Below are 24,843 nucleotides of genomic sequence, written 5' to 3'. Positions count from 1 at the left end.
GCCTAAAGCTTCATTGGCATAACGACATACAAACTTGAAGCGTCGTCAAAACCCTCTATTAACGCACTACTATTTGCGTCAGCCAGCATAATTTTAACCGTATCAGTATTAATATTATTTAATACGTCAATAATATATGAAACGTTAAAACCAATTTCCAAGTCGCCACCTGCGTAATCTACTAACGCGGTTTCCTCTGCTTGCTCTTGTTCAGGGTTATTTGCGCTAACCAATAATTCACCATGACTTAGATTTAAACGCACGCCTTTGAACTTTTCGTTAGACAAAATAGAAACTCGTTGAAAGACATCTTTAAGCATGTTCTTATCTGCAACGATTGTCTTATCACCACCTTGAGGTAATACACGACGATAATCAGGAAAACGGCCGTCAACGAGCTTGCTAGTGAAAACAAATTGCTTATCAATGATTCTGATATGATTATTACCAAGATGAATTTGTAATAGCTCATCATTGTCTTCAACTAAGCGTAAAATCTCTAAAACAGCTTTACGAGGGACAATGACTTGTTTCTGCTCTTTTACCCCAACGGCTATTGGCTGCTGAGCTAATGCCAGGCGGTGACCATCGGTAGCAACTGTTCGAATAACATCAGACTCTAGCTCAAAAGACATACCATTTAGATAATAACGAACATCTTGGTTTGCCATAGAAAAATTGATTCTCTCAATTAGGGCTCTTAGCGTATGCCTTGATATTTCTATCTGGTCGTCCGATTGCCACTCTTCTAAGTTTGGGTAATCGCTTGCTGGAAGAGTTGATAAGCTGAACCTACTCTTTCCGGATTTAACGACCGCGGAATGGCCATCTACTTTTAATTCAATTTCCGCATCACCAGGAAGTGATCGGCAAATATCAAATAACTTCTTAGCAGGTATTGTAATAGCACCCGCTTGAATAACGTTATCTGCTGTCGTTGACGCCACCAATTCTACTTCCATATCCGTACCAGTAAATTTTACGGCATCTAACGACGCTTCAATTAGCACATTAGAAAGAATAGGAAGCGTATGCTTACGCTCAATAGCACCAGAAACCATAGTTAAAGGTTTTAACAATGAATCTTTACTTATAATAAAATGCATTTATCCATTCCCCACTATGACGACAAAATTCGCATTAAGTTTTGCACGTCTTCTTTTATCTCGTGACTTTCTTCTTTTAATTCTTTTATTTTACGACAGGCATGAAGCACTGTCGTATGATCTCGCCCGCCAAACGCGTCACCAATTTCTGGTAAGCTATGATTTGTCAATTCTTTTGCCAACGACATAGCAATTTGTCTTGGTCTTGCAACAGAGCGACTACGACGTTTTGATAAAATATCAGCAACTCGTATTTTGAAATATTCGGCAACGGTTTTTTGAATGTTATCTATTGTTACCAACTTATCTTGCAGGGCAAGTAAATCACGCAACGCTTCTTTAACAAAATCAATTGTAATTGGTCGACCGGTAAAATTAGCATTTGCTATTACTCGGTTCAATGCACCTTCTAGCTCTCGTACATTTGAACGCAATCTTTTCGCAATAAAAAATGCGACCTCTTCTGGTAACTTAACTTTACTCTGATGTGCTTTTTTCATCAGAATTGCTACTCGAGTTTCTAATTCAGGCGGCTCAATTGGCACATTTAAACCCCAACCGAAACGACTTTTAAGTCGATCTTCAACACCATCTATCTCTTTAGGGTATCGATCTGAGGTTAAAATAATCTGTTTATTTCCTTCCAATAAAGCATTGAAGGTATGGAAAAACTCTTCTTGGCTCCGATCCTTTTTAGCAAAGAATTGAATATCATCTATTAGTAGTGCGTCTAATCCACGATAGTAACGCTTGAACTCTTCAATAGCATTATTCTGTAGCGCCTTCACCATATCCTGAACAAAACGCTCAGAATGCATGTATACAACTTTGGCGTCTTTTTTATTCTGGATTATCCCATTACCAACTGCATGTAATAAGTGAGTTTTACCTAAACCCGTTCCACCATATAGGAACAATGGGTTATACGCACCACCTGGATTATCTGCTACTTGCATCGCGGCAGCTCTAGCTAATTGGTTGCTGTTACCTTCAACAAAGCTGTCAAATGTATAAGAGTCATTAATATTTGAGCGAAACACAGCTTTGGGTTTTGCAGTCTGTTGATGAGCTGAAGCTGGACTAGACGATGAAGGTATACTCTGCGACTGAGTTCTATTAACGTTACTTGTCGCTGCTGCGTGTGAAATAGTTTGTGGTTGTGTATTAACTTTCGAGCCAACATCGAAGTTCAAACTCGGCGCCGGAGAACCGTCACTATATTGAACAAGAAGTTCAGTAATACGATTCATATATTTATCTCTTACCCAATCTAATACAAAACGATTAGGTGCGTACAGGGTAATTAACTGTTCTGAACTGTGGAGTTGCAGAGGCCTGATCCACATGTTGAATTGTTGTTGAGACAACTCTTGTTCTAAAACCTGTAGGCAATTTTGCCAAAGAGACTGATACACTGAATATCCTATTATGATGTCCGGTTATAATTAATACACTTTGTAAAAGCGCACCGGCTATTATGCCTTAATTTTATCCACAAACTCAACCAACAATGAGCATTAAAACAGTATTAAATTTAACTAAATATTAATCACTGTAATGGTGGTGTAATTGCGTCCCTAATAATCACGTTTTAAAGCAAAAAGACGGATGAATTAGAAGACTTTTACGTTACATTTAAAACAATGTTATCCACATTTTTTTCTTATATACACCTCGTTTTGTGAATAAAATGTGAACTTAAAAATTAATAGATCATTTTGATTGACTAAAAGAAGATCAATCTATATTATTCGGCGTCCTTTTTTGGGGCCCTGCAGGGGTCGCGACCTGCGGGATAATTTGTAGTAATAACCGATCGGATGGATTTAATATGAAACGTACATTTCAACCTAGCGTACTAAAACGTAAACGTACACACGGTTTCCGTGCTCGTATGGCAACTAAAAACGGCCGTGCTGTTCTAGCTCGTCGTCGTGCGAAGGGACGTAAAGTTCTTTCTAAGTAAAAAGTGGATAACTTCACTTTTACAAGGGAGTTACGTTTAGTAACTCCCTCGCACTTTTCCCGCATATTTGACCGCCCGGTCAAAGCTGTTTCAGACCACTTTACACTTCTTGCTAAATATAACGATTTAACACACCCTCGTGTTGGACTTGTTGTTGCCAAAAAGAAAGAAAAAACTGCTGTAGGTCGAAATCGTATTAAGCGTATAACACGAGAAAGTTTTCGTTTAAATCAACACGCATTGCCAAATATTGATATAGTAGTCATTGCTCGAGATGGTATCGGCAAAGTTGACAACGAGAAACTAAATAAACAGCTGAATAAATTATGGAAAAAAATCGCGCTCCGTTGCGAACAATCCTTAAAAAAATAGTACGTGGCTACCAAATCCTTATCAGTCCTTGGTTCCCGGCTAAATGCCGTTTTTATCCTAGTTGTTCAGAATACACTATTGAAGCATTAGATAAGCATGGATCTGCAAAAGGTTCTTGGTTAAGTGCCAAACGTATTCTAAAATGCCACCCTTTTAGTGATGGTGGATTTGATCCAGTACCAAACTCAACATCAATTAACACAGAAAATAAAGAGAAGTAAGCGCTATGGAATCGCAACGTTCGTTCTTAGTTATTGGTTTAGCCTTGGTTAGCTTTTTGCTATTCCAACAATGGCAAGTCGATTACAACACGCCAGTACCTCAGCAAACATCGCCTGAGAATACACAAGTCATAACTGATAATGGTATGCCTAAAGCTAGTGTAAAAAACACTTCTGCTGATTTACCTGAGTCAGACACGGCACCTGTAACCGAAGTTGCAAAAGTAGCTTCTACACAGCTGATAAAAGTTACGACTGATGCTCTAGAGGTTTTAATCGACCCTCGAGGTGGTGACGTTGTTTCAGCCGTGTTACTCGAATATGACCGTACACATTTGTCTGAAGAAAAGTTTGTACTACTACAACAAACCCCTGCTTATGTTGCGATGTCAGGTTTAGTTGGCGCTCAAGGTCCAGATGCTTCAACAGATGGCCGTCCAGTTTATAGTGCAACTCAACAAGAGTGGCTATTACAAGACAATAGCTTGGTAGTGCCGTTAACATATACATCTAAAGACGGTTTGTCTGTTGTTAAAACGTTTACTTTTAAACGTGCAAAACACTCGGTAGATGTCTCGTTTACTGTTACAAATAACAATTCAACAGTTGCTCAGGTTCAACCTTTTTATCAGCTAAAACAGGATATTGTTGAACACGAAGGTAGTATGATGATGCCGACTTATCGTGGTGGTGTTTACTCTACTGCTGACGAAGCCTACGACAAATACGACTTTGACGACATGGCCGATGAGCGCTTAAACAAAAATACGCTTGGCGGTTGGGTTGGTATGATCCAACATTACTTTGTTAGTGCTTGGGTTCCAGCACAAACGGATCAAAACAATATTTACTCTCGCGTAATTAATAATGGTGGCGCTGCAATCATTGGCGTTAAGTCACCTGCTATTAGTATTCAACCAGGTCAAACAATAGAAACGAATTCAACGTTGTTTGCAGGTCCAAAAAACCAAGAAGAGTTAAGTCAAATTCACGATACTCTTGATTTAACAGTTGATTACGGTTTTTTATGGTTTATTAGTCAAATCCTTTTCTCTGGTTTAGCGTTCATATATGGCGTAGTTGGTAACTGGGGTATCGCAATTATTATCATCACAATTGTCGTGAAAATGATCCTTTATCCACTGACTAAAAAGCAATACGAGTCGATGGCTAAAATGCGAGCTTTACAACCAAAAATGGAACAACTAAAACAACGTTTTGGTGATGACCGTCAGAAGTTTGGTCAAGCAACCATGGAACTTTATCGTAAAGAAAAAGTGAATCCGATGGGTGGCTGTTTACCTCTGTTATTACAAATGCCAATTCTTTTGGCATTGTATTGGGTATTCCTAGAAAGTGTTGAACTCCGTCATGCACCGTTTGGCTTGTGGATCACAGACTTATCAGCAAAAGACCCTTACTTTGTATTGCCAATTCTATTTGGTGCATCAATGTTCTTAATGCAGAAGTTGTCTCCAACGCCATCAGCTGATCCGATGCAACAAAAAATGATGACCTGGATGCCTGTACTATTTTCAGTATTCTTCCTATGGTTCCCATCAGGTCTAGTTTTATACTGGTTTGTTTCTAACTTAATTTCTATTATTCAGATGTTAGTTATATACAAAAATATAGATAAAAAAGCGGCTGCCAAAAAAGGCTAACCCCTTAACCTGAAAAATAAAGTACAATAAAAGGCGGCCTGAGGGTCGCCTTTTTCAATTTAAACGCAACAGAGACCAGATATGACCAGCCCATTTGAAAACAATGACACAATTGCAGCTCAAGCAACCGCACCTGGAAAAGGAGGTGTAGGTATTATTCGCGTATCTGGACCAAAAGCAAAAGACATTGCAGCTCATATTGTTGGTCGTTGTCCTGAGCCTCGTCAAGCTGAGTATATGTCTTTCAAGTCTTCAGACGGCACAACGCTTGATCAAGGCATTGTGTTATTTTTTAAAGGACCAAACTCTTTTACTGGTGAAGACGTTGTTGAGTTCCAAGGCCACGGCGGTCCAATTGTTATTGATCTCATTTTACAAGAAATCACAAAAATAGACGGATTAAGGTTAGCTAGAGCGGGTGAGTTTAGTGAGCGTGCATTCTTAAATGACAAAATTGACTTAACTCAAGCTGAAGCCATTGCCGACTTAATTGAAAGTAACTCTGTACAAGCGGCAAAGTCAGCGCTTCAATCTCTACAAGGCGAGTTTTCTAACAAAATAAACAGCCTTGTTGAAAAAATGATCCAACTGCGTATTTATGTTGAAGCAGCCATTGATTTTCCAGATGAAGAAATAGACTTTTTATCTGACGGAAAGGTAGCAAATGATCTTGATGGCATTATCGATTATTTGGACTCGGTAAAACACCAAGCCCAACAAGGGGCAATTATTCGTGAAGGAATGAAAGTAGTTATTGCAGGCAGACCTAATGCTGGTAAGTCTTCATTACTTAATGCGCTATCAGGTAAAGACAGTGCGATTGTCACTGACATAGCAGGAACCACCAGAGACGTATTGAAAGAACATATCCACATTGACGGTATGCCGTTACATATTATCGACACAGCAGGCCTTAGAGAAAGCCCAGATACCGTTGAACAAATTGGTATTGAGCGAGCATGGCAAGAAATTAATGATGCTGACAAAGTATTACTGATGGTTGATGCAACAAGTGGTGAAAATATAGACCCAAATGATATTTGGCCTGAGTTTATGGATAAACTTCCAGAAAATATGCCACTTAGTATTATCCGAAATAAAATTGACCTAATTGGTGAAAGCACATCTCAAGTAACAGAGATCAACAATATCCCGGTCATTTCTATTTCAGCTCAGCAACAGCTTGGTATTGAAGAACTGAAACAGCATTTAAAAGCTGCAATGGGTTTTCAAGGAAGTACGGAAGGCACCTTTATGGCTCGTAGACGTCATCTTGATGCATTAAACAAAGCATATTCGCACTTACTTCAAGGTAAAGAGCAACTTCATTCATTTATTGCCGGTGAAATTTTGGCAGAAGAATTAAGAATCGCTCAACAACACCTCAATGAAATTACCGGTGAATTCAGTTCAGACGATTTATTAGGCAGAATATTTAGTTCGTTCTGTATCGGTAAGTAAGACAAATAAAAAGTAGAAGAATAGCCATGATTAAGATAATTGTTGGAACCGAAACCGGCACTGCAGAATATGTCGCAGATGAAGTTTTAGAGCTGTTAAATGAACATGATTTAAATGCTGAAGTGATTGATCAACTATCGGACTTACCGCTGTCCGATGAGGAAACCTTGCTTATTTGCACGTCAACACATGGTGCTGGTGACGTTCCAAACAATTTAAAGAACTTTGAGAAGTGGCTAAAAACGTCGCCAAACCTAGAAAACAAAAAGTTTGCTGTAATAGGCTTAGGTGACTCTAGTTACGATACGTTCTGCCAAGCAGCTGTATCATTAGATGAATTGTTGTCTAACGCAAACGCAACCCGTATGTTTGCACCAATTTTAGCGGATGCCATGTCTGATGAACTTCCAGAAGATATCATTCTTCCTTTATTAAAAGTTCAATTGGATAAATTAGCTTAAACATAACTTTCTTCAATTTTGCGTCTTCATTTAAGTTAGCGCCAATATAATGAGCAGCGATACATAAAGTACATCACTGCTCATTTTTTACTAGTTTGCAGTTAAGTCAATCTGGTAAAACGCAAGTCCATCATTATCAACACGCACAGGGTCAGTAATAGAAATAACATTAATTTTTTCAGAGACCTTTTGAGCATTTAATGAAGGTGAAGACTTAAATATAACGTCAAGTTTGACCGAGGTTTTAATCGCCTTAAAACGCCAGTTGCCGTCAGGATTAGCTTTAATGCCAACACCTTTATTCATATTTGATTGGGCTTGAATATAACTTCTTAATACAGTTCTGTTTTCGTCTGGTCCTTCAAACGTCTCTCTTGAAACTCCATCGATATTTGGAAACTTGCCCCCACCAGATGCTCTGTAATTATTAGTCACCACAAGAAACTCATCATCTAAATTAATTGGTAAACCTTTGTATTTTAGATTTACAATACGATGAGCAGAATCATTTTGAAGATGCCCTTCCGTGTTGTAGCGAGAAGGCTGCGTGATATCAATTTCATAGGTAACACCATCGATAACATCAAAATCAAAACTTGGAAATGCTTCATTTAGCAGGTATTGAGTTTTTGGCGATGTTGGATCTATTTGATTAAACTGACCTGCCGAACGCTCAAGCCATTCCTTTACATCATGTCCCGTAAGTTTCACTACTCTAATTGTATTTGGAAACACATATAAGCTAACAACATCTAATAACGAGACCTTACCAGCTTTAATATAGGTAAAGTCTTCAAAACCGTTCCTGCCTGCTCTAAATGGTGCGGCTGCAGACAAAACTGGCAGGCCATCAAGCTCAGTTCCTGATATAAAACGTTTCCCCCACTCTATTTGTGCGTTAGCCACAATTTGTATCGAAGGATCATCCTGTACCAAAGAGAAATAACTATTAATAGGGTGTGCAAGTTCTGCAAAAGATTCTGATATCCACTTTATGGTCGCTTCATGCTCCGGCTTAATAGCTTCAGAAACTGCTTTATCGGCCTCAGCAAGATCAACAAAAGTATCATTTCGTTTTGAACCACTAGCTATTGCTCTGACAGAAACAGTAGACTCCTTGATAGACCATTGGCCGTTATCGCTTAACGTTAGCTCTAAATCAATTAAACCTAAGTGGTTACCAAAAAAGCCTGGCATAACAGCAGGAACATCATTGAGTTTTCCAGTTTTATTATTTACACCTAAATGCTCAAAGCCATCAAAAGCAGGATCGCCTGGGAACAATCGGTGATGATGACCAAACAAAATAGCGTCAATGCCTCGGACTTTAGATAACATCAAGGCAACATTCTCTGCACCTTCTTTATGATCTTGCATCGACAAACCAGAGTGAGGAATAGCGATTACAATGTCCGCACCTTTAGCTTTCATTTCTGGAACAAATTTTTGTGCTGTTTTTATGATGTCTTCTGCAAATACTTTTCCTTCAAGATGACTTTTATCCCATTGCATTATTTGAGGCGGAACAAAGCCAATGTAACCAATATTGATGTCATAAGTATTACCATTGCCATCAACCAATGTTTTGGCCTTTATAAGGTATGGCGAAAAAGTGTTAACTACTTCATCGTTTTTACTTTTCTCATAAACGTTTGCGCTTATATAAGGGAAGTTTGCTCCTTTAATAGAGGCTTTTAAGAACTCAAGACCAAAGTTAAACTCATGATTACCAATGTTTGCTACATCGTAATTCATTAAATTCATCGCTTTAAAAGCAACATGTGTATCGCCGGTCAATATGCTATCTCTACGAATTTGAGCTTCATAATCACCAAGAGGACTATTCTGTAATAGATCACCATTATCAATTAAAACAGAATTCAGCACTTCTGATCGTGCTTCTTTGATCAACGTTGCCGTGTTAACAAAGCCTATCGATTCGGTCTTAGTTTTTCTAAAATAATCATAGTTAGCGAAGTACATATGGATGTCTGTGGTCTCCATAATACGTAAAGTTATAGTTGGAGACACGTCTTCCTTCGCAGGTTCTGGTATTGAGCAAGCTGCTATACAAAGAATAAAAACCAGAGAAACTGGCTTAAGAAAAAAATTTAATTGCATAAAAACGAAGGTCCAAATAACAAAAGAGACCCAGATCATAAACGATTACGGGCCGATTTTTATGTAATTTTATACATAATCACTTTTATTTGCCTGGATCTAAAAAATATAACGATCTTTTTTAACATAAGTTAATTAGATCTACTTATACACATCAACATAGCCAAATTAGCCGATCATTAACCTGATCACAGGATTAATCCTAGTTACTAACAATATGCACACAGAGATGTTATTGAGCTATATCTCCTGTGCATAAGATCGTTAAGATCGTTTGATCTAACTGGAGATATCCAGATGGTAACTTTTACAGCGTATTTGGCTGTGGATAAAAGAGCTACTTATCCAAGGGTTTAAACACACTTGATCCAAGTTAGATCACAGTTATTGATCACTATAAGATCCTATTTTAATTAAGGAAAAACAGCTTACACACAGAAAGGTAGATGCTTAATAGTAATAAAAATAAAAGATCTTTAAATAGATCTTATATTAATAGAGTGATCAGAAACTTATAATTTAGACCATTCTCTGAGTAAAAAATAACCTTTTCAATCCTTACCAAACCAAGATAGAATACGCGCCCTTTTTTAAGGATCCGTTTTTTAGTTGTATTGAGGTAATCATGATCTTTTCTGAACATTTTGATGTCATCGTTGTTGGTGGTGGACATGCAGGTACTGAAGCTGCTTTAGCGGCAGCGCGCATGGGACAAAATACGCTTTTGCTAACGCACAACGTAGATACGTTAGGCCAAATGTCATGTAATCCAGCAATTGGCGGTATTGGAAAAGGTCATTTAGTAAAAGAAATAGATGCTCTTGGCGGAGCAATGGCACTTGCTGCAGACGCTGGTGGTATTCAGTTTCGAACCTTAAACTCTTCAAAAGGCCCAGCCGTTAGAGCAACAAGAGCCCAAGCGGATCGTCAACTTTACAAAGCAGCAATCCGTACAACTTTAGAAAACCAAGAGAACTTAAAGATATTCCAACAATCTTGTGACGATCTTATCGTAGAGAACGATCGTGTGGTTGGTGTTGTGACTCAAATGGGCCTCAAATTCAAAGCCAAAAGCGTTGTATTGACTGTTGGAACCTTTTTAGGTGGAAAGATACACATTGGTTTAGAAAATCACTCAGGAGGCCGCGCAGGCGATCCTCCTTCAATCGCTTTAGCGGATCGTTTAAGAGAATTACCATTCAGAGTTGATCGACTAAAAACAGGTACTCCTCCTCGTATCGACGCTCGAACAGTAGACTTCTCTGTTATGCAAGCACAACCAGGTGACACACCAACACCAAACTTTTCGTATATCAGTAAAGACGGTTGTCACCCTGAACAGATCCCATGTTTTATAACTTACACGAACGAAAAAACACACGATGTTATTCGTGGTGGTTTAGATAGATCTCCGATGTACTCAGGCGTTATTGAAGGTATAGGTCCTCGTTACTGCCCTTCAATCGAAGACAAAATTGTTCGATTTGCAGATAAAGATAAGCACCAAATATTTGTAGAGCCAGAGGGCTTAACTACTCATGAGCTATATCCAAATGGTATTTCTACAAGCTTGCCTTTTGATGTACAAATAGAGTTAGTTCACTCAATTGCAGGTTTTGAAAACGCACATATCACTCGTCCTGGTTACGCAATTGAGTATGATTATTTTGATCCACGTGATTTAAAACAGTCATTAGAAACCAAATTTATTAATGGGCTCTTTTTTGCCGGCCAAATTAACGGCACAACTGGTTATGAAGAAGCTGGTGCACAAGGTTTAATAGCAGGGTTAAACGCTGCATTGCATGCACAAGAAAAAGAGGCATGGTCACCAGGTCGAGATCAAGCTTACATAGGCGTTTTAATTGATGATTTAGCAACGCTTGGTACTAAAGAACCTTATCGCATGTTCACTAGCCGTGCTGAATACAGACTCTTGTTAAGAGAAGATAATGCGGATCTTCGTTTAACAGAAAAAGGTCGAGAGTTAGGCCTTGTGTGCGACGAGCGTTGGAAAACATTCAATCAAAAAATTGAACAAATAGCCGTTGAGCAAGAAAGATTAAAATCAAACTGGATCCATAAAGATCATGCTGCTTTAGATCAAGTAAACGAGTTATTGAAAACCCCAATATCGCGTGAGGCAAGTTTAGAAGACTTAATTCGCCGTCCAGAAGTTCGTTATGAAGATCTAATGAACATTGAAGGTGTAGGTCCTGCAAATGAAAATAAACAAGCCGCTGAACAAGTTGAAATACAGATCAAATACCAAGGTTATATTGATCGTCAATTGTTAGAGATCGCAAAACAACAAAAAAATGAAGATACCTTAATCCCAAATGATTTTGATTACGCTTCTATTAGCGGTTTATCAAATGAAGTAATTGCGAAACTTGAAGATGCTAGACCAGATACAGTCGGCCAAGCTGCTCGTATTTCTGGTATTACACCGGCGGCAATATCAATGATTTTAGTGTATTTGAAAAAACACAACGCTTTAAAAAAATCAGCGTAAACTTCTTCCATAACATAATCAAAATATTCTCTAGGTATGGCGAGCATTGCTCGCTATACTTTCTTATCTATTTTAAAAATCGCCAAATTTAAGCCATGTTAAAAAATAAACTTATTCAATTGTTAGAAAAAACAGACTTACATTATTCTGATTTACAGATAGACCAATTAGTTGGTTATGTTGAAATGCTTAATAAATGGAATAAGGCTTATAATTTAACCTCGGTACGTGATCCTCAACAAATGTTAATTAAACATATCGTTGATAGTTTGGTTGTAAGTCCTTACTTACAGAAAACACCAAATAAAAATAATAAATTTATCGATGTTGGTACGGGACCTGGCTTACCAGGAATGCCATTAGCGATTGCCAATCCAGATAGTGATTTTACTTTGTTAGATTCGCTTGGAAAAAGAATAAGATTTATTACGCAAGTTAACCACGAACACGGTATAAAAAACGTGACGCCAATGTTAAGCCGAGTTGAAGACCATCATGGGCAATATGCTGGTGTCTTAAGTCGAGCTTTTGCCTCTATTTCTGACATGGTTCACTGGAGTCATCATCTTGTTGCGAAAGATGGCCGTTTTTTCGCCTTAAAAGGTCAACTTGATCAAGAAGAAATTGAAGCTTTACCTGAATTTGTTAAAGTTGAAGAAATTATTCAATTAACCGTGCCTGAATTAGAAGGCGAGCGTCATTTAGTTGTGTTGAGTAAACGTAACGATTGATTAAAGGGATTGAGACTAACGTGGCAAAAATAATAGCAATAGCCAATCAAAAAGGTGGGGTTGGTAAAACAACTTCAGCCGTTAACCTAGCGGCTTCTATGGCAGCAACAAAACGTAAAGTTTTGTTAATTGATTTAGATCCTCAGGGCAATGCAACCATGGGATCGGGTATAGATAAGTACGAAGTTGAATTTAGTGCCTACGATTTATTGGTTGAAGATGTACCTTTTGAGCAAGTCGTGGAAACTGAAACTTCTGGTGGGTACCATGTTGTCGCTGCTAATGGTGACGTTACCGCCGCTGAAGTTAAAATGATGGAAATGTATGGTCGTGAATTACGATTAAAAAATGCATTAGACAAAATCAAAGATCAATACGACTTTATTTTTATTGACTGTCCGCCATCATTAAACATGTTGACTGTAAATGCGATGGCTGCTGCTGATTCTGTAATCGTACCTATGCAATGCGAATATTATGCACTTGAAGGGCTTACCGCTCTAATGGATACTATTAGTCAGCTTGCTAGTATCGTAAATCCAAAGCTAAAAATAGAAGGGATTTTACGAACGATGTACGATCCAAGGAATAGACTAGCAAATGATGTTTCAGAACAGTTAAAACATCATTTTGGAGATAAAGTTTATCGTACTGTCATCCCAAGAAATGTTCGATTAGCTGAAGCGCCTAGTTTTGGTTCACCAGTTATGTATTATGACAAATCGTCATCAGGTGCAAAAGCTTATCTTGCATTAGCTGGTGAGATGTTACGTCGATCAAATAAAAACGCTGCGGCGTAAATAAATAATTAAATTGTAGTGTAAAGGATATATATGTCTCCCCGTAAACGTGGATTAGGTCGAGGTCTTGATGCTCTTTTAGCAACTCAAGCGCACAATCAACCTCAAGTTGCTGATCAAGAAGTGACTGACGAAAATACAGAACGTAAAAATTTAATCAATTTAGCTATAGAGTTGCTCGTTCCTGGTAAATACCAACCACGTAAAGATATGTCTCCTGAAGCGCTGGAAGAATTGGCCGCTTCAATTCGTAATCAAGGCATCATTCAGCCAATCGTTGTTAGACCAATAAACGAAGAGCAATATGAAATTATAGCTGGTGAACGTCGCTGGCGTGCTTCACAAATTGCCGGACTGGATAACGTTCCCTGCTTAATTAAAGATGTGCCAGATGAAGCTGCGGTTGCTATTGCATTAATTGAAAATATTCAAAGAGAAGACCTAAATGCAATGGAAGAAGCTATTGCTTTGCAAAGATTGCAGGATGAGTTTGAGTTAACACATCAAGAAGTAGCAGACGCTGTTGGTAAATCACGTACTTCTGTTTCAAATTATTTACGCTTAAATAAATTGGAAGATGATGTAAAAACGCTAATGGAGCATGGTGACTTAGAGTTTGGCCATGCAAAAGTACTACTTGCTTTATCTGGTGATGAGCAAATTTTAGCGGCACGAAAAGTTGTAGCAAAAGATCTTACAGTTCGAGATACAGAAAAATTGGTGAATAGCTTAACGCAAGAACAAGCCGAAAAAGCCATTGTTGAAAAAGACCCAGACGTTAAGTTACTGGAGCAACAGTTGATAGAACGGTTAGGTGCTAAAGTTGATATAAGCTATAACCGCAAAGGGAAAGGTAAAATGGTTATATCTTACACATCACTTGATGAATTAGACGGTATCATTGCTCACTTGACCAACGAAAAATAATTATATTTTATAAAAATGGTAGTGACAAAAAGTAAATTATTAAAAAACAACACTTTTTTGTCACTACTTAGTTAAAAAAAGTAGCTTTACTACAGCTTAACTCTAGCAATAAAGTCTTTTATTTCAATTACCTATTTGTCTATAAATACACATGTAAATTTATTACCAAATAGTATTGTTCAACCACATTTATCATTCCCTTTGTAAAAAGCCACTCATACTTGCAAAACCTCTATTTAAACGTATAATTTCGCCTGATTTTATCCTAGCTAACGGTCAAATTATCACTATGATTGATTTGTAGTCGATTAGCTGGATTATAAATAGACAATACTTGTAGGAAAATGGCTTTGGTACAACACGTTTCAACCAAGCATCGTAATAACGCCTTTAAGTTTTTAGCGTTTCAAACTTGCTTTGCTGTTGTTATTGCCTTTTTTATTGGAATTTTTTGGGAAGTGCGAACTGGACAGTCCTTTTTTATAGGCGCCATGTTAGATGTACTTCCCTCTTTTGTCTTTACTGTGTATGCATTTCGATTTACAGGTGCGCAACGAATTCAACAAGTTGCAGCTTCAATGTATCGTGGAGAGACAGTAAAGATAATGATCACTGGCGCACTATTTGTTTTTGCCATTAAGTTGCTACCGGTTGTATTTCCGGCGTTATTTGCAGGCTTTTTGATAATGAAAATAAGTCAGTTTTCACAATCAGTTTTATTAAAACTTTAAACTTTAAACATTTGGGAAATAAACAATGTCTGGTGAACTCACTACTCAGGGTTACATCAAGCACCATTTGACGAATGCGTCAGTGGGTGAAGGTTTTTGGACATGGCACGTTGATACGTTGGCATGGTCAATCATCTTAGGCTTGGTGTTTATTCTTTCGTTTCGTAGCGTAGCAAAAAAGGCAACCGTCGGTGTGCCTGGTAAGTTTCAATGTTTTGTTGAAATGATTGTGGAATTTGTTGGGCAAAGTGTTAAAGACACTTTTCATGGCAAAAACCCTTTAATTGCGCCGTTAGCATTAACTATATTCGTATGGGTTCTACTAATGAACTTTATGGATATTATTCCAGTTGATTGGTTACCAACGCTAGCCGCTTTAATTGGTGGTGAGTCATGGGAAACAATTGCATCTGGTAACTCTCACATCTACATGAAGGTTGTTCCTACAACAGACTTAAACATGACTGCGGCATTAGCCTTAGGTGTTTTTGTTTTAATGATTTATTACTCAGTTAAGATCAAAGGTTTCGGCGGTTTCATGAAAGAGCTATACGCTCACCCGTTTAATACACCTTGGTTGTACTGGTTCAACTTTATATTAGAAGTTATTTCACTACTTGCGAAACCAATGTCTTTAGCGCTTCGTTTGTTTGGTAACTTATATGCAGGTGAATTAATCTTTATATTGATAGCCGGTTTAATGGGCCTTTGGCAATTACCAGCTCACTTTATATGGGCAGCGTTCCACTTGCTAGTAATCCCGCTTCAAGCATTTATTTTCATGATGTTAACCATCGTGTACTTGAGCTTGGCGCACGAAGAACACTAATTTTTCGGGATAAAATTAGAACAGCTTAGCTGGACCCGAAGGGTTAAGGGCAGGAAGCCCGCAAAGAATTACTTTTTACATTTAACTTTAAACTTTAAACATTAAAAACTGGAGATACATATGTTATTTATCGCTGTTGCTCTACTAATCGGCTTAGGTGCTCTTGGTACTGCTATTGGTTTCGGTCTATTAGGTGGCAAATTCTTAGAATCAGCTGCTCGTCAACCTGAACTAGCACCTCAGCTACAAGTAAAAATGTTCATCGTAGCGGGTCTTATTGACGCTATCGCGATGATCGGTGTAGCTATCGCGTTATACATGTTGTTCGTACTTGCTTAATCAAACATTTTCATTCGAACAATATTATTAAGTAAGGAGAGCGTTAATGAATCTTAATGCAACTCTATTAGGCGAATCTATCGCATTTATCGTTTTTGTTTGGTTCACAATGAAATATGTGTGGCCACCACTAAACGGTGCAATCGAAGAACGCCAAAATAAAATAGCGGATGGTCTTGCTGCCGGTGAACGTGCAGAAAAAGACTTAGAACTTGCTCAAGAAAAAGCGAAAGCACAGTTGAAAGACGCTAAAGTGCAAGCTGCTGAAATCATTGAGCAAGCGAAAAAGCGTGCAACGCAGATCGTTGATGAAGAAACAACTCGTGGACACGAAGAGCGTGAGAAAATCATTGCTCAAGGTCAAGCTGAGGTTATCGCTGAGCGTAACCGAGCTAAAGAAGAGCTTCGTCAACAAGTTTCTGTTTTAGCCATTGCTGGTGCAGAGAAGATTTTAGAGCGTCAAATTGATGCTGCTGCCCACAGTGATATCCTAGATAAACTAGTTGCAGAACTATAAGCAGAGGAATAGAGCAAATGTCTGAATTGACTACAGTAGCTCGTCCCTACGCCAAAGCTGCGTTTGATTTCGCTGTTGAAAGCGGAGCAGTAGCTGAATGGCTTGATATGTTAACGTTTACCGCTGAAGTGGTTAAAAACGAAAACATCAAAGCTTTTTTAGCAGGCTCTCACTCACCAGAGACTACTTCTGATTTATTTATCAAAGTATGTGGTGAACAACTGAATGAACGAGGCCAAAATCTTGTAAAGATTATGGCTGAAAATGGACGTTTAGTTGCCCTTCCTGCAGTTGTTGAATTGTTCGCTGAACAAAAAGCACTGTACGAGAATGAAATTGAAGTTGAAGTAACTTCTGCAACTGAATTAAGCGAAGCGCATCAAACAAGTTTGGTGTCTTCTTTAGAAAAACGTCTAGCACGCAAAATTAAGCTGAATTGCAACATTGATACTGCGGTTGTCAGCGGTCTGTTAATCAAGGCGGGTGATACCGTTATTGATGCGACTGTTCGTGGCAAATTAGACCGTTTATCAAATGTATTGCAATCGTAATTGGGGATTTGAGCATGCAACTTAACTCAACTGAAATCGCCGAACTGATCAAAAAACGTATTGAACAGTTCGACGTTGTCAGCGAAGCTCGTAACGAAGGTACAATCGTATCTGTTACAGATGGTATCATTCGCATTCACGGTCTTGCTGACTGTATGCAAGGCGAAATGATTGAGCTTCCTGGTAATCGTTACGCTATCGCACTTAACCTAGAGCGTGACTCTGTAGGTGCAGTAGTTATGGGTCCTTATGCGGATCTACAAGAAGGTACAAAAGTAAAATCAACTGGTCGTATTTTAGAAGTTCCAGTTGGTGACGCACTACTTGGTCGTGTTGTTAACACACTAGGTGAGCCAATTGATGGTAAAGGTCCAATTGATGCAGCTGGTTTTGAAGCTGTTGAAAAAATTGCACCAGGTGTAATCGAACGTCAATCAGTAGATGAGCCAGTTCAAACTGGTTATAAGTCTGTTGATGCAATGATTCCAGTTGGTCGTGGCCAGCGTGAATTAGTTATCGGTGACCGTCAAACAGGTAAAACTGCGTTAGCAATCGATGCAATCATCAACCAGAAAAACTCTGGTATTAAATGTGTATACGTAGCAATCGGCCAAAAGGCATCTACAATTGCAAACGTTGTACGCAAGTTAGAAGAGCACGGTGCATTAGAAAACACCATCGTTGTTGCTGCTACGGCTTCTGAGTCTGCAGCGTTACAATTCTTAGCTCCTTTCTCTGGTTGTACTATGGGTGAATACTTCCGTGATAACGGTCAAGATGCACTTATCGTATATGATGATTTGTCTAAGCAAGCTGTTGCTTACCGTCAAATTTCATTGCTTCTTAAACGTCCTCCTGGTCGTGAAGCATACCCAGGTGACGTTTTCTACCTACATTCACGTCTACTAGAGCGTGCTGCTCGTGTAAATGAGACATATGTAGAGCGTTATACTGAAGGTAAAGTGACTGGTAAAACTGGTTCACTTACAGCACTTCCAATCATTGAAACTCAAGCGGGTGACGTATCAGCATTCGTACCGACTAACGTAATTTCAATTACTGACGGTCAGATCTTCCTTGAGTCAGATATGTTTAACGCAGGTATTCGTCCAGCAGTTAACGCTGGTATCTCGGTATCTCGTGTTGGTGGTGCAGCTCAAACTAAGATCATCAAGAAGCTAGGTGGCGGTATTCGTCTAGCACTTGCGCAGTACCGTGAATTAGCGGCCTTCTCTCAGTTTGCATCTGACCTAGATGAAGCGACTCGTGCTCAGTTAGAGCATGGTCAGCGCGTAACTGAGCTTATGAAACAGAAGCAATATGCTCCAATGTCAATTGCTGACATGGGTGTTTCATTATTTGCTGCTGAAAAAGGTTACCTGAAGGACATCGAAGTTTCTAAAGTATTAGACTTCGAAGCAGCTTTAATCTCATTCATGAATAGTGAACACACTGAACTAATGAATGACATTAATGCGACCGGTAACTTCAACGGCGATATCGAAGCAAGCTTGAAATCTGGCATTGAAAAGTTCAAAGCCACTCAAACTTGGTAAATAAGTTGAGAGAAGGCTTCGGCTTTCTCTTTCGTTGAAAGTTAATCGGAGAATCACATGTCCGGCGCAAAAGAGATTAAAGGTAAGATCGGGAGTATTAAAAACACTCAAAAGATCACCAGTGCTATGGAAATGGTTGCGGCTTCTAAAATGAAGAAAGCTCAAGACCGTATGGCGTCAAGCCGTCCATATGCACAAACAATGCGTAAAGTGATTGGTCACATTGCAAACGGTAGCCTTGAATATCGCCATCCATACTTGGAAGAGCGTGAGGTTAAACGTGTAGGTTATGTGGTAATTTCGTCTGACCGAGGCCTTTGTGGTGGTTTGAACTCAAACGAGTTTAAAGCTGTTGCAAACGACGTTAAAAAATACGTTGAAGACGGTGTTGAAGTAGACTTTGCAGCTATAGGTACTAAAGCTGTAGGTTTCTTTAACCGATTTGGTGGCAAAGTAGTAGCCGCTAAAACAGGCTTAGGTGATGCACCATCTGTTACAGATGTAGTTGGTGCAGTACGCGTCATGTTAGAAGCGTATAATGAAGGCAAAATCGACCGCTTGTTTGTGGTTTACAACAAGTTTGTAAATACCATGACACAACAACCAACGATCGATCAGTTACTACCTTTACCAAAAGCAGAAAACGAAGACATGTCTCATAAATGGGATTACATCTACGAACCAGATCCAAAAGTATTATTGGAAAAGTTATTGGTTCGCTATGTTGAATCTCAGGTATATCAAGGCGTTGTAGAAAACGCTGCGTCAGAACAAGCTGCGCGTATGGTTGCGATGAAAGCCGCTACCGATAACGCTGGTGAGTTAATTGACGGGTTACAATTGGTATACAACAAGGCACGTCAGGCCGCCATTACTCAGGAAATTTCTGAGATATGTGCTGGTTCTGCAGCGGTTTAGGTTTAAAAACAATTTTAGAGGAAATGTCATGAGTCAAGGTAAGGTCGTACAGATCATTGGCGCGGTTGTGGACGTAGAGTTCCCACAAGATGCAGTACCTGCGGTATATGACGCGATTAAAGTAACTAGCGGTGGCCTAGAGGGTCTTACGCTAGAAGTTCAGCAGCAGCTAGGTGGCGGTGTTGTTCGTGCAATCGCTCTAGGTACTACTGACGGTTTAGCACGTGGTGCGCAAGTAGTTGGTACTGGTAAAGGTATCGAAGTTCCAGTTGGTACAGCTACGTTAGGTCGTATCATGGACGTATTAGGTAACCCAATTGATGAAGCGGGTCCTATTGGTGAAGAAGAACGTTACACGATTCACCGTGCAGCGCCTTCTTATGAAGAACAATCTAGCTCAACTGAGCTTTTAGAAACTGGTATCAAGGTTATCGACCTTGTTTGTCCATTTGCTAAAGGTGGTAAAGTTGGTCTATTCGGTGGTGCCGGTGTTGGTAAAACCGTAAACATGATGGAACTTATCCGTAACATCGCAATCGAGCACAGCGGCTACTCAGTATTCGCCGGTGTTGGTGAGCGTACACGTGAAGGTAACGATTTCTATCATGAGATGAATGAATCAAACGTACTAGACAAAGTATCTCTAGTTTACGGTCAGATGAACGAGCCTCCTGGAAACCGTTTACGCGTAGCGTTAACTGGTTTGACAATGGCTGAGAAGTTCCGTGACGAAGGTCGTGACGTTCTTTTCTTCGTTGATAACATCTACCGTTACACACTAGCAGGTACTGAAGTATCAGCACTTCTTGGTCGTATGCCATCAGCGGTAGGTTACCAGCCTACTCTTGCTGAAGAAATGGGTGTACTACAGGAGCGTATCGCTTCTACTAAGACTGGTTCAATCACTTCAATCCAAGCGGTTTATGTACCTGCGGATGACTTGACTGACCCATCACCAGCAACAACGTTTGCTCACTTAGACGCGACAGTTGTACTATCTCGTGATATCGCATCAAAAGGTATTTACCCGGCGATCGACCCACTAGATTCAACTTCTCGTCAGCTTGACCCATTAGTTATCGGTCAAGAGCACTATGATGTTGCACGTGGTGTACAAACAGTACTTCAACGTTATAAAGAACTAAAAGACATCATTGCGATTCTTGGTATGGACGAATTATCTGAAGAAGATAAGCAGACTGTATCTCGTGCTCGTAAGATTGAACGTTTCTTATCTCAACCTTTCTTCGTTGCAGAAGTATTCACCGGTGCATCTGGTAAATACGTTTCTCTTAAAGACACAATTGCTGGCTTTAAAGGAATCTTAAACGGCGAATACGACAGCCTACCAGAACAAGCGTTCTACATGGTTGGTTCGGTTGAAGAAGCTTTAGAAAAAGCTAAATAAGAATACGTAAATAGGAGCGTAAAATGGCTGCAATGACTGTCCACCTAGACGTAGTAAGCGCGGAACAGAAATTATTTTCTGGTCTTGTTGAAACGTTGCAGGTAACAGGTAGTGAAGGTGATTTGGGTATCTACCCAGGTCACGCGCCTTTACTTACTGCCATTAAACCTGGCATGGTACGCGTAGTTAAACAGCACGGTGAAGAACAATTCTTCTACGTTGCCGGTGGCATTTTAGAAGTGCAACCTGGTAGTGTTTCTGTGTTGACGGATATCGCAATTCGAGCGGAAGATCTAGATGAATCTGCTGCATTAGAAGCTAAGAAAACGGCTGAAATGCATATAGAGGACTCTGGGAATGACTTTGAATACGCAGAAGCTGCAGCGCAGCTTGCACGCGCTATCGCACAATTACGTGTTATCAAACAAATTCGTAAAGGCTAATTCAGCTTCCTTACAGATGTTTTTGAAACCCAGCTTATGCTGGGTTTTTTTATGCGTGATTTTTGTGCAAATAAAACTTCCCTTTTTATAAAATATGTAATAAAAACGCCACAGATTTGTCGCAAACAATCTATATAACTAGCCAATAGTATTTGGCGATTCGTTTATTTTAATTTGATAGGTGGATTTAATATGGAAAACATTAGTGCAGGCAAATACAATTATTACGACGATCATAACTTCCCACATGGGTTTCGTCGTAGTGGCGTATTTACAATTAGAGAGGCTGAATATTTAGAGTCTCATGGTCATACATTGCGAGAGTTAGAAGCTAAGATTAGAACTCCAGAAAATGATGATGAGCTACACTTCCAACAGGCTATATGTGAGGGAACTGACAGTGATAGTTTTGCGGTGAAAGCTTGGCGTAAGTACAAACAAGCAATTCACGCGCGTTCAGAGCGAATATTCCTTTCACGCCACGATGGAGCTAGTAACTTTTTACCAATGGATTAGTTAAATTATCGCTGTATATTGATAAAGTTTTACGTAAACTAACGCTACCAATTTAAATGCTAGGGTTACTATGAGTCACAATATAGCGATAAAACCTCAGACCGAACAAGACGCTATTCAACACGATTTGATGGCGTCTTTCTGGGCTTATAAAGAAAAAAGAGGCTTAATGAGCCGCCCAGAAATCATAAAGTATATCCACCAGCACTTTGCTGAGCCAAGCTTGCAAGAACACTTAATGCAACGATATGAATTTTTTAAGTCTATGTAAAAATGATAGTTTGGTTCCACATGGAACTTAATTAATTTTCAAGCAAACCTCTACCCGCGTATGAATACTGCCTATTACAAAATTTGGACGACAGTACAGCTAATTCCACAAGGCAAGGTTTGTAGCTATGGGCAAGTTGCAGATTTAGCAGGACTTCCAGGCAGAGCCAGGTTGGTTGGTAAAAGCTTACAATTTATTCCAAAAGATGGTGTTAATGAGCAGCCGGTTCCTTGGTTTAGAGTAGTTAGATCATCAGGTGAAATAGCGTTTAAGCCAGGAACACCAGAGTTCATAAATCAACGCAATTTATTAATTGATGATGGCATAATTGTAAAAGGCCGCAGAGTAAATCTAAAAGATCATCAATGGGTTGTTAACCTGACCGACATACTATTTACTATTTCAGGGTAGTAACTTCGAAAACTTAAAACATTGATTTCCGTTTTCATCTAGTTTTATAAAGAATATACGTTAGACTCAAATAACTAGTCGGTTTGTATTTGGGTATCAGAATGGAATTGCAATCATATCAACAAGCTCGTTTATCAAGAGATCCTCGCTTTGATGGCGTATTTTATGTTGCTGTAAAAACGACAGGGATATTTTGTCGCCCTATCTGCCCAGCGACCCCACCTAAAGAACAAAATGTAGAATACTTTCAAACTGCTAACGAAGCATTGGTTTCTGGATATCGTCCATGTCTTCGGTGTAGGCCAGAATCAGCGCCATTTTCACCGGCATGGAACGGCACACAAACCACTGTACAAAGGGCACTTAATATTATTCATGAAGAAGGCTTTCATGACCTAAAACTTGGTGATTTGGCTACTAGATTAGGTATAACAGATCGATATTTAAGAAAGTTATTTGTAGAGAAGTTAGGAGTGTCTCCAAAACATTATGTTCAACACCAACAAATATTATTTGCAAAGTCCCTACTACACCAGACACATATGGCGATTCAAGATGTAGCGTTTGCGAGTGGATTTAATAATGTTCGTCGTTTTAACGACAGTTTTAAAAAAATAACAACAAAAACGCCTTCAGAAATCCGCAAGCACCCTGCTACCGACGATCCCATTCGTTTACAACTTAACTATCAACCTCCTTTTGATTGGGAACACTGGCATAATTTTGTAGAGTTCAGAAAGATATCCTCAATGGAGTACGTGGGCACGAGTTCATACGGGCGTACGTTCTTATGGCCTGATGGGGATAACTTCGTCAAGGGACGCTTTAACGCTGTTCATCGGCCAGATAAGCAAGGGTTTAACGTCAGTATTGTTATCGACGATCCAAAATACCTTTATTCGGTTGTTCAAAAAATAAGGCAAGTATTTGATCTTAATGCGAACGTAGGTGTGATTACAAAAGCATTAATGACCGCTGGCTTACCAGAACATAACGTAACGCCCGGCATCCGAATTCCGAGTTGTTGGAATGTTTTTGAGGCTGGCGTCCGAGCCATTTTAGGCCAGCAAGTTTCTGTAAAAGCCGCAACAAATCTACTAAATCAGCTTGTTGAAGAACTTGGTGATAAAGATACTATCGATGGTACTGAATATAGATGGTTTCCTTCACCACAACAAATAGCAAAGTCTCGATTATTGTTTTTAAAAATACCCGATGCTAGAAAACAAACACTTATCCGTTTAGCAAAGTATTGTTTAGATAATCCCGGTGCAGACCCTCAGAAGTGGTTAACATTAAAAGGTATTGGCCCTTGGACCGTTGAGTACGCAAAAATGCGAGGATTATCTGATACTGATATTTGGTTAGATAGCGATTTGGGAATTAAAAAAGCATTAGATATTTTTCCATTAATCGAACCTGGTAACGCCTCCCCATGGCGAACTTATCTAACCTTTAATATGTGGAATATGTTATGAGTGCCGTTAAACAGCCGATGCCAAAAAACTTGTTAACCAGGTGGATGAAATCGCCAATTGGAGTTATTGAGATAGGTGTAAATGCCAATGATGAAAATGGAAATGAGAGCTTATGGTATATAGAGCTTATAGATAAAGAACAAAGAAAAAACCGACATAATGATGATAACCACCCCTTGTTGGATTTAGTACAAAGTGAGCTAGATTGTTATTTTAAAGGCGAGTCATTTAATTTCGATGCGTTATTAGAGTTTCAAAGTAGCTATGGTACAAAATTTCAGAAACAAGTTTGGCGTGCCCTAACAAAAATTCCGTTGGGAGAAACGTGGTCGTACGGTCAATTGGCGAACTTCATTAATAATCCTAAAGCCGTTAGAGCGGTGGGCGCAGCGAATGGTAAAAATCCATTAGCTATAGTTGTCCCATGTCATCGAGTTATTGGAGCAAATGGCACATTGACAGGTTACGCTGGTGGATTAGATAACAAACAAAAGTTACTCGACTTTGAAAAGTCATTGGTAACATAAAAT

The 24,843-nt window shown here is 39.2% G+C and carries 27 protein-coding genes; 24 read left to right on the top strand and 3 right to left on the bottom strand.

The genetic code is table 11. The features are described 5' to 3' along the window. Nucleotides 1-2: 2 nt before the first annotated feature. Both dnaN and dnaA read right to left on the bottom strand, forming a co-directional pair. Complete coding sequence (gene dnaN / locus ACZ1GV_RS13275) at nt 3-1,106, bottom strand: DNA polymerase III subunit beta (protein WP_472674577.1); 1,104 nt, start codon at nt 1,104-1,106, stop codon at nt 3-5. 14 nt (nt 1,107-1,120) lie between these two features. Further along, on the bottom strand, nt 1,121-2,521 hold the full coding sequence (gene dnaA, locus ACZ1GV_RS13270; protein ID WP_472674576.1) for a chromosomal replication initiator protein DnaA: 1,401 nt from the start codon (nt 2,519-2,521) through the stop codon (nt 1,121-1,123). A gap of 416 nt (nt 2,522-2,937) precedes the next feature. On the opposite strand from dnaA, the gene rpmH reads away from it, so the two are divergent. From rpmH to ACZ1GV_RS13240, 6 genes are all read left to right on the top strand, one after another. Then, nucleotides 2,938-3,072, top strand: coding sequence for a 50S ribosomal protein L34 (gene rpmH / locus ACZ1GV_RS13265; RefSeq protein WP_155696850.1), 135 nt, complete (start codon nt 2,938-2,940; stop codon nt 3,070-3,072). A gap of 3 nt (nt 3,073-3,075) precedes the next feature. After that, the gene (rnpA, locus tag ACZ1GV_RS13260) at nt 3,076-3,444 is read left to right on the top strand and encodes a ribonuclease P protein component (protein ID WP_472674575.1); all 369 of its coding nucleotides are present in this window, start codon (nt 3,076-3,078) and stop codon (nt 3,442-3,444) included. Continuing rightward, nucleotides 3,399-3,665 carry a membrane protein insertion efficiency factor YidD gene (gene yidD / locus ACZ1GV_RS13255; RefSeq protein ID WP_472674574.1) on the top strand — a complete coding sequence of 89 codons (267 nt, stop codon included), beginning with the start codon at nt 3,399-3,401 and terminating at the stop codon, nt 3,663-3,665. The genes rnpA and yidD overlap by 46 nt, the downstream gene beginning before the upstream one ends. 5 nt (nt 3,666-3,670) lie before the next feature. After that, the gene (yidC, locus tag ACZ1GV_RS13250; RefSeq protein WP_472674573.1) at nt 3,671-5,329 is read left to right on the top strand and encodes a membrane protein insertase YidC; all 1,659 of its coding nucleotides are present in this window, start codon (nt 3,671-3,673) and stop codon (nt 5,327-5,329) included. An 81-nt stretch (nt 5,330-5,410) separates the two neighbouring features. Further along, nucleotides 5,411-6,790: a tRNA uridine-5-carboxymethylaminomethyl(34) synthesis GTPase MnmE gene (gene mnmE, locus ACZ1GV_RS13245; protein WP_472674572.1), complete on the top strand. Its 1,380-nt coding sequence runs from the start codon at nt 5,411-5,413 to the stop codon at nt 6,788-6,790. A gap of 26 nt (nt 6,791-6,816) precedes the next feature. Continuing rightward, entirely contained in the window at nt 6,817-7,251 is a 435-nt protein-coding gene (locus ACZ1GV_RS13240; RefSeq protein ID WP_472674571.1) for a flavodoxin domain-containing protein, read from the top strand. Nucleotides 7,252-7,341: 90 nt separating this feature from the next. Here the strand turns inward: ACZ1GV_RS13240 and ACZ1GV_RS13235 are convergent, their stop codons facing one another. Then, entirely contained in the window at nt 7,342-9,372 is a 2,031-nt protein-coding gene (locus ACZ1GV_RS13235) for a bifunctional 2',3'-cyclic-nucleotide 2'-phosphodiesterase/3'-nucleotidase (protein ID WP_472674570.1), read from the bottom strand. A gap of 625 nt (nt 9,373-9,997) precedes the next feature. Here ACZ1GV_RS13235 and mnmG point away from each other — a divergent pair. From mnmG to ACZ1GV_RS13145, 18 genes are all read left to right on the top strand, one after another. Continuing rightward, nucleotides 9,998-11,887, top strand: coding sequence for a tRNA uridine-5-carboxymethylaminomethyl(34) synthesis enzyme MnmG (mnmG, locus tag ACZ1GV_RS13230; RefSeq protein ID WP_472674569.1), 1,890 nt, complete (start codon nt 9,998-10,000; stop codon nt 11,885-11,887). Between the two features lie 95 nt (nt 11,888-11,982). Next, nucleotides 11,983-12,618, top strand: a complete 636-nt coding sequence (gene rsmG, locus ACZ1GV_RS13225) for a 16S rRNA (guanine(527)-N(7))-methyltransferase RsmG (RefSeq protein WP_472674568.1) — start codon at nt 11,983-11,985, stop codon at nt 12,616-12,618. 20 nt (nt 12,619-12,638) lie between these two features. After that, the gene (locus tag ACZ1GV_RS13220) at nt 12,639-13,418 is read left to right on the top strand and encodes a ParA family protein (protein ID WP_472674567.1); all 780 of its coding nucleotides are present in this window, start codon (nt 12,639-12,641) and stop codon (nt 13,416-13,418) included. A 33-nt stretch (nt 13,419-13,451) separates the two neighbouring features. Continuing rightward, nucleotides 13,452-14,345, top strand: coding sequence for a ParB/RepB/Spo0J family partition protein (locus tag ACZ1GV_RS13215; RefSeq protein ID WP_472674566.1), 894 nt, complete (start codon nt 13,452-13,454; stop codon nt 14,343-14,345). 344 nt (nt 14,346-14,689) lie between these two features. Beyond that, a complete protein-coding gene (locus tag ACZ1GV_RS13210; RefSeq protein ID WP_472674565.1) occupies nt 14,690-15,076 on the top strand; it encodes an ATP synthase subunit I in 387 nt (128 codons plus the stop codon). 25 nt (nt 15,077-15,101) lie between these two features. After that, nucleotides 15,102-15,905: a F0F1 ATP synthase subunit A gene (gene atpB / locus ACZ1GV_RS13205; RefSeq protein ID WP_210560747.1), complete on the top strand. Its 804-nt coding sequence runs from the start codon at nt 15,102-15,104 to the stop codon at nt 15,903-15,905. 120 nt (nt 15,906-16,025) lie between these two features. Further along, complete coding sequence (gene atpE / locus ACZ1GV_RS13200) at nt 16,026-16,244, top strand: F0F1 ATP synthase subunit C (RefSeq protein WP_105051295.1); 219 nt, start codon at nt 16,026-16,028, stop codon at nt 16,242-16,244. A gap of 46 nt (nt 16,245-16,290) precedes the next feature. Further along, complete coding sequence (atpF, locus tag ACZ1GV_RS13195; protein WP_472674564.1) at nt 16,291-16,761, top strand: F0F1 ATP synthase subunit B; 471 nt, start codon at nt 16,291-16,293, stop codon at nt 16,759-16,761. A 17-nt stretch (nt 16,762-16,778) separates the two neighbouring features. Continuing rightward, the gene (gene atpH, locus ACZ1GV_RS13190) at nt 16,779-17,312 is read left to right on the top strand and encodes a F0F1 ATP synthase subunit delta (RefSeq protein ID WP_472674563.1); all 534 of its coding nucleotides are present in this window, start codon (nt 16,779-16,781) and stop codon (nt 17,310-17,312) included. Between the two features lie 14 nt (nt 17,313-17,326). After that, nucleotides 17,327-18,868 (top strand): F0F1 ATP synthase subunit alpha, encoded by a 1,542-nt coding sequence (gene atpA, locus ACZ1GV_RS13185; RefSeq protein WP_210560750.1) that lies wholly within the window; start codon nt 17,327-17,329, stop codon nt 18,866-18,868. Between the two features lie 57 nt (nt 18,869-18,925). After that, nucleotides 18,926-19,786: a F0F1 ATP synthase subunit gamma gene (atpG, locus tag ACZ1GV_RS13180; RefSeq protein ID WP_472674562.1), complete on the top strand. Its 861-nt coding sequence runs from the start codon at nt 18,926-18,928 to the stop codon at nt 19,784-19,786. Between the two features lie 28 nt (nt 19,787-19,814). Next, a complete protein-coding gene (atpD, locus tag ACZ1GV_RS13175; protein ID WP_472674561.1) occupies nt 19,815-21,194 on the top strand; it encodes a F0F1 ATP synthase subunit beta in 1,380 nt (459 codons plus the stop codon). Nucleotides 21,195-21,217: 23 nt separating this feature from the next. Continuing rightward, nucleotides 21,218-21,637 carry a F0F1 ATP synthase subunit epsilon gene (locus ACZ1GV_RS13170; RefSeq protein ID WP_210560753.1) on the top strand — a complete coding sequence of 140 codons (420 nt, stop codon included), beginning with the start codon at nt 21,218-21,220 and terminating at the stop codon, nt 21,635-21,637. 192 nt (nt 21,638-21,829) lie between these two features. Further along, nucleotides 21,830-22,153 (top strand): DUF413 domain-containing protein, encoded by a 324-nt coding sequence (gene maoP, locus ACZ1GV_RS13165; protein WP_472674560.1) that lies wholly within the window; start codon nt 21,830-21,832, stop codon nt 22,151-22,153. A 70-nt stretch (nt 22,154-22,223) separates the two neighbouring features. Continuing rightward, complete coding sequence (locus ACZ1GV_RS13160) at nt 22,224-22,424, top strand: DUF3283 family protein (protein WP_472674559.1); 201 nt, start codon at nt 22,224-22,226, stop codon at nt 22,422-22,424. Between the two features lie 60 nt (nt 22,425-22,484). Then, on the top strand, nt 22,485-22,835 hold the full coding sequence (locus ACZ1GV_RS13155; RefSeq protein ID WP_472674558.1) for an MGMT family protein: 351 nt from the start codon (nt 22,485-22,487) through the stop codon (nt 22,833-22,835). A gap of 101 nt (nt 22,836-22,936) precedes the next feature. Then, nucleotides 22,937-24,313 carry a DNA-3-methyladenine glycosylase 2 family protein gene (locus tag ACZ1GV_RS13150; protein WP_472674557.1) on the top strand — a complete coding sequence of 459 codons (1,377 nt, stop codon included), beginning with the start codon at nt 22,937-22,939 and terminating at the stop codon, nt 24,311-24,313. Then, entirely contained in the window at nt 24,310-24,840 is a 531-nt protein-coding gene (locus tag ACZ1GV_RS13145; protein ID WP_472674556.1) for a methylated-DNA--[protein]-cysteine S-methyltransferase, read from the top strand. The genes ACZ1GV_RS13150 and ACZ1GV_RS13145 overlap by 4 nt, the downstream gene beginning before the upstream one ends. The last annotated feature ends 3 nt before the right edge of the window (nt 24,841-24,843 follow it).

The organism is Psychrosphaera sp. HA2-10, assembly GCF_055693745.1.
The sequence above is the reverse complement of the archived record's forward strand: the minus strand, read 5'-3'. Positions and strand labels throughout refer to the sequence as shown.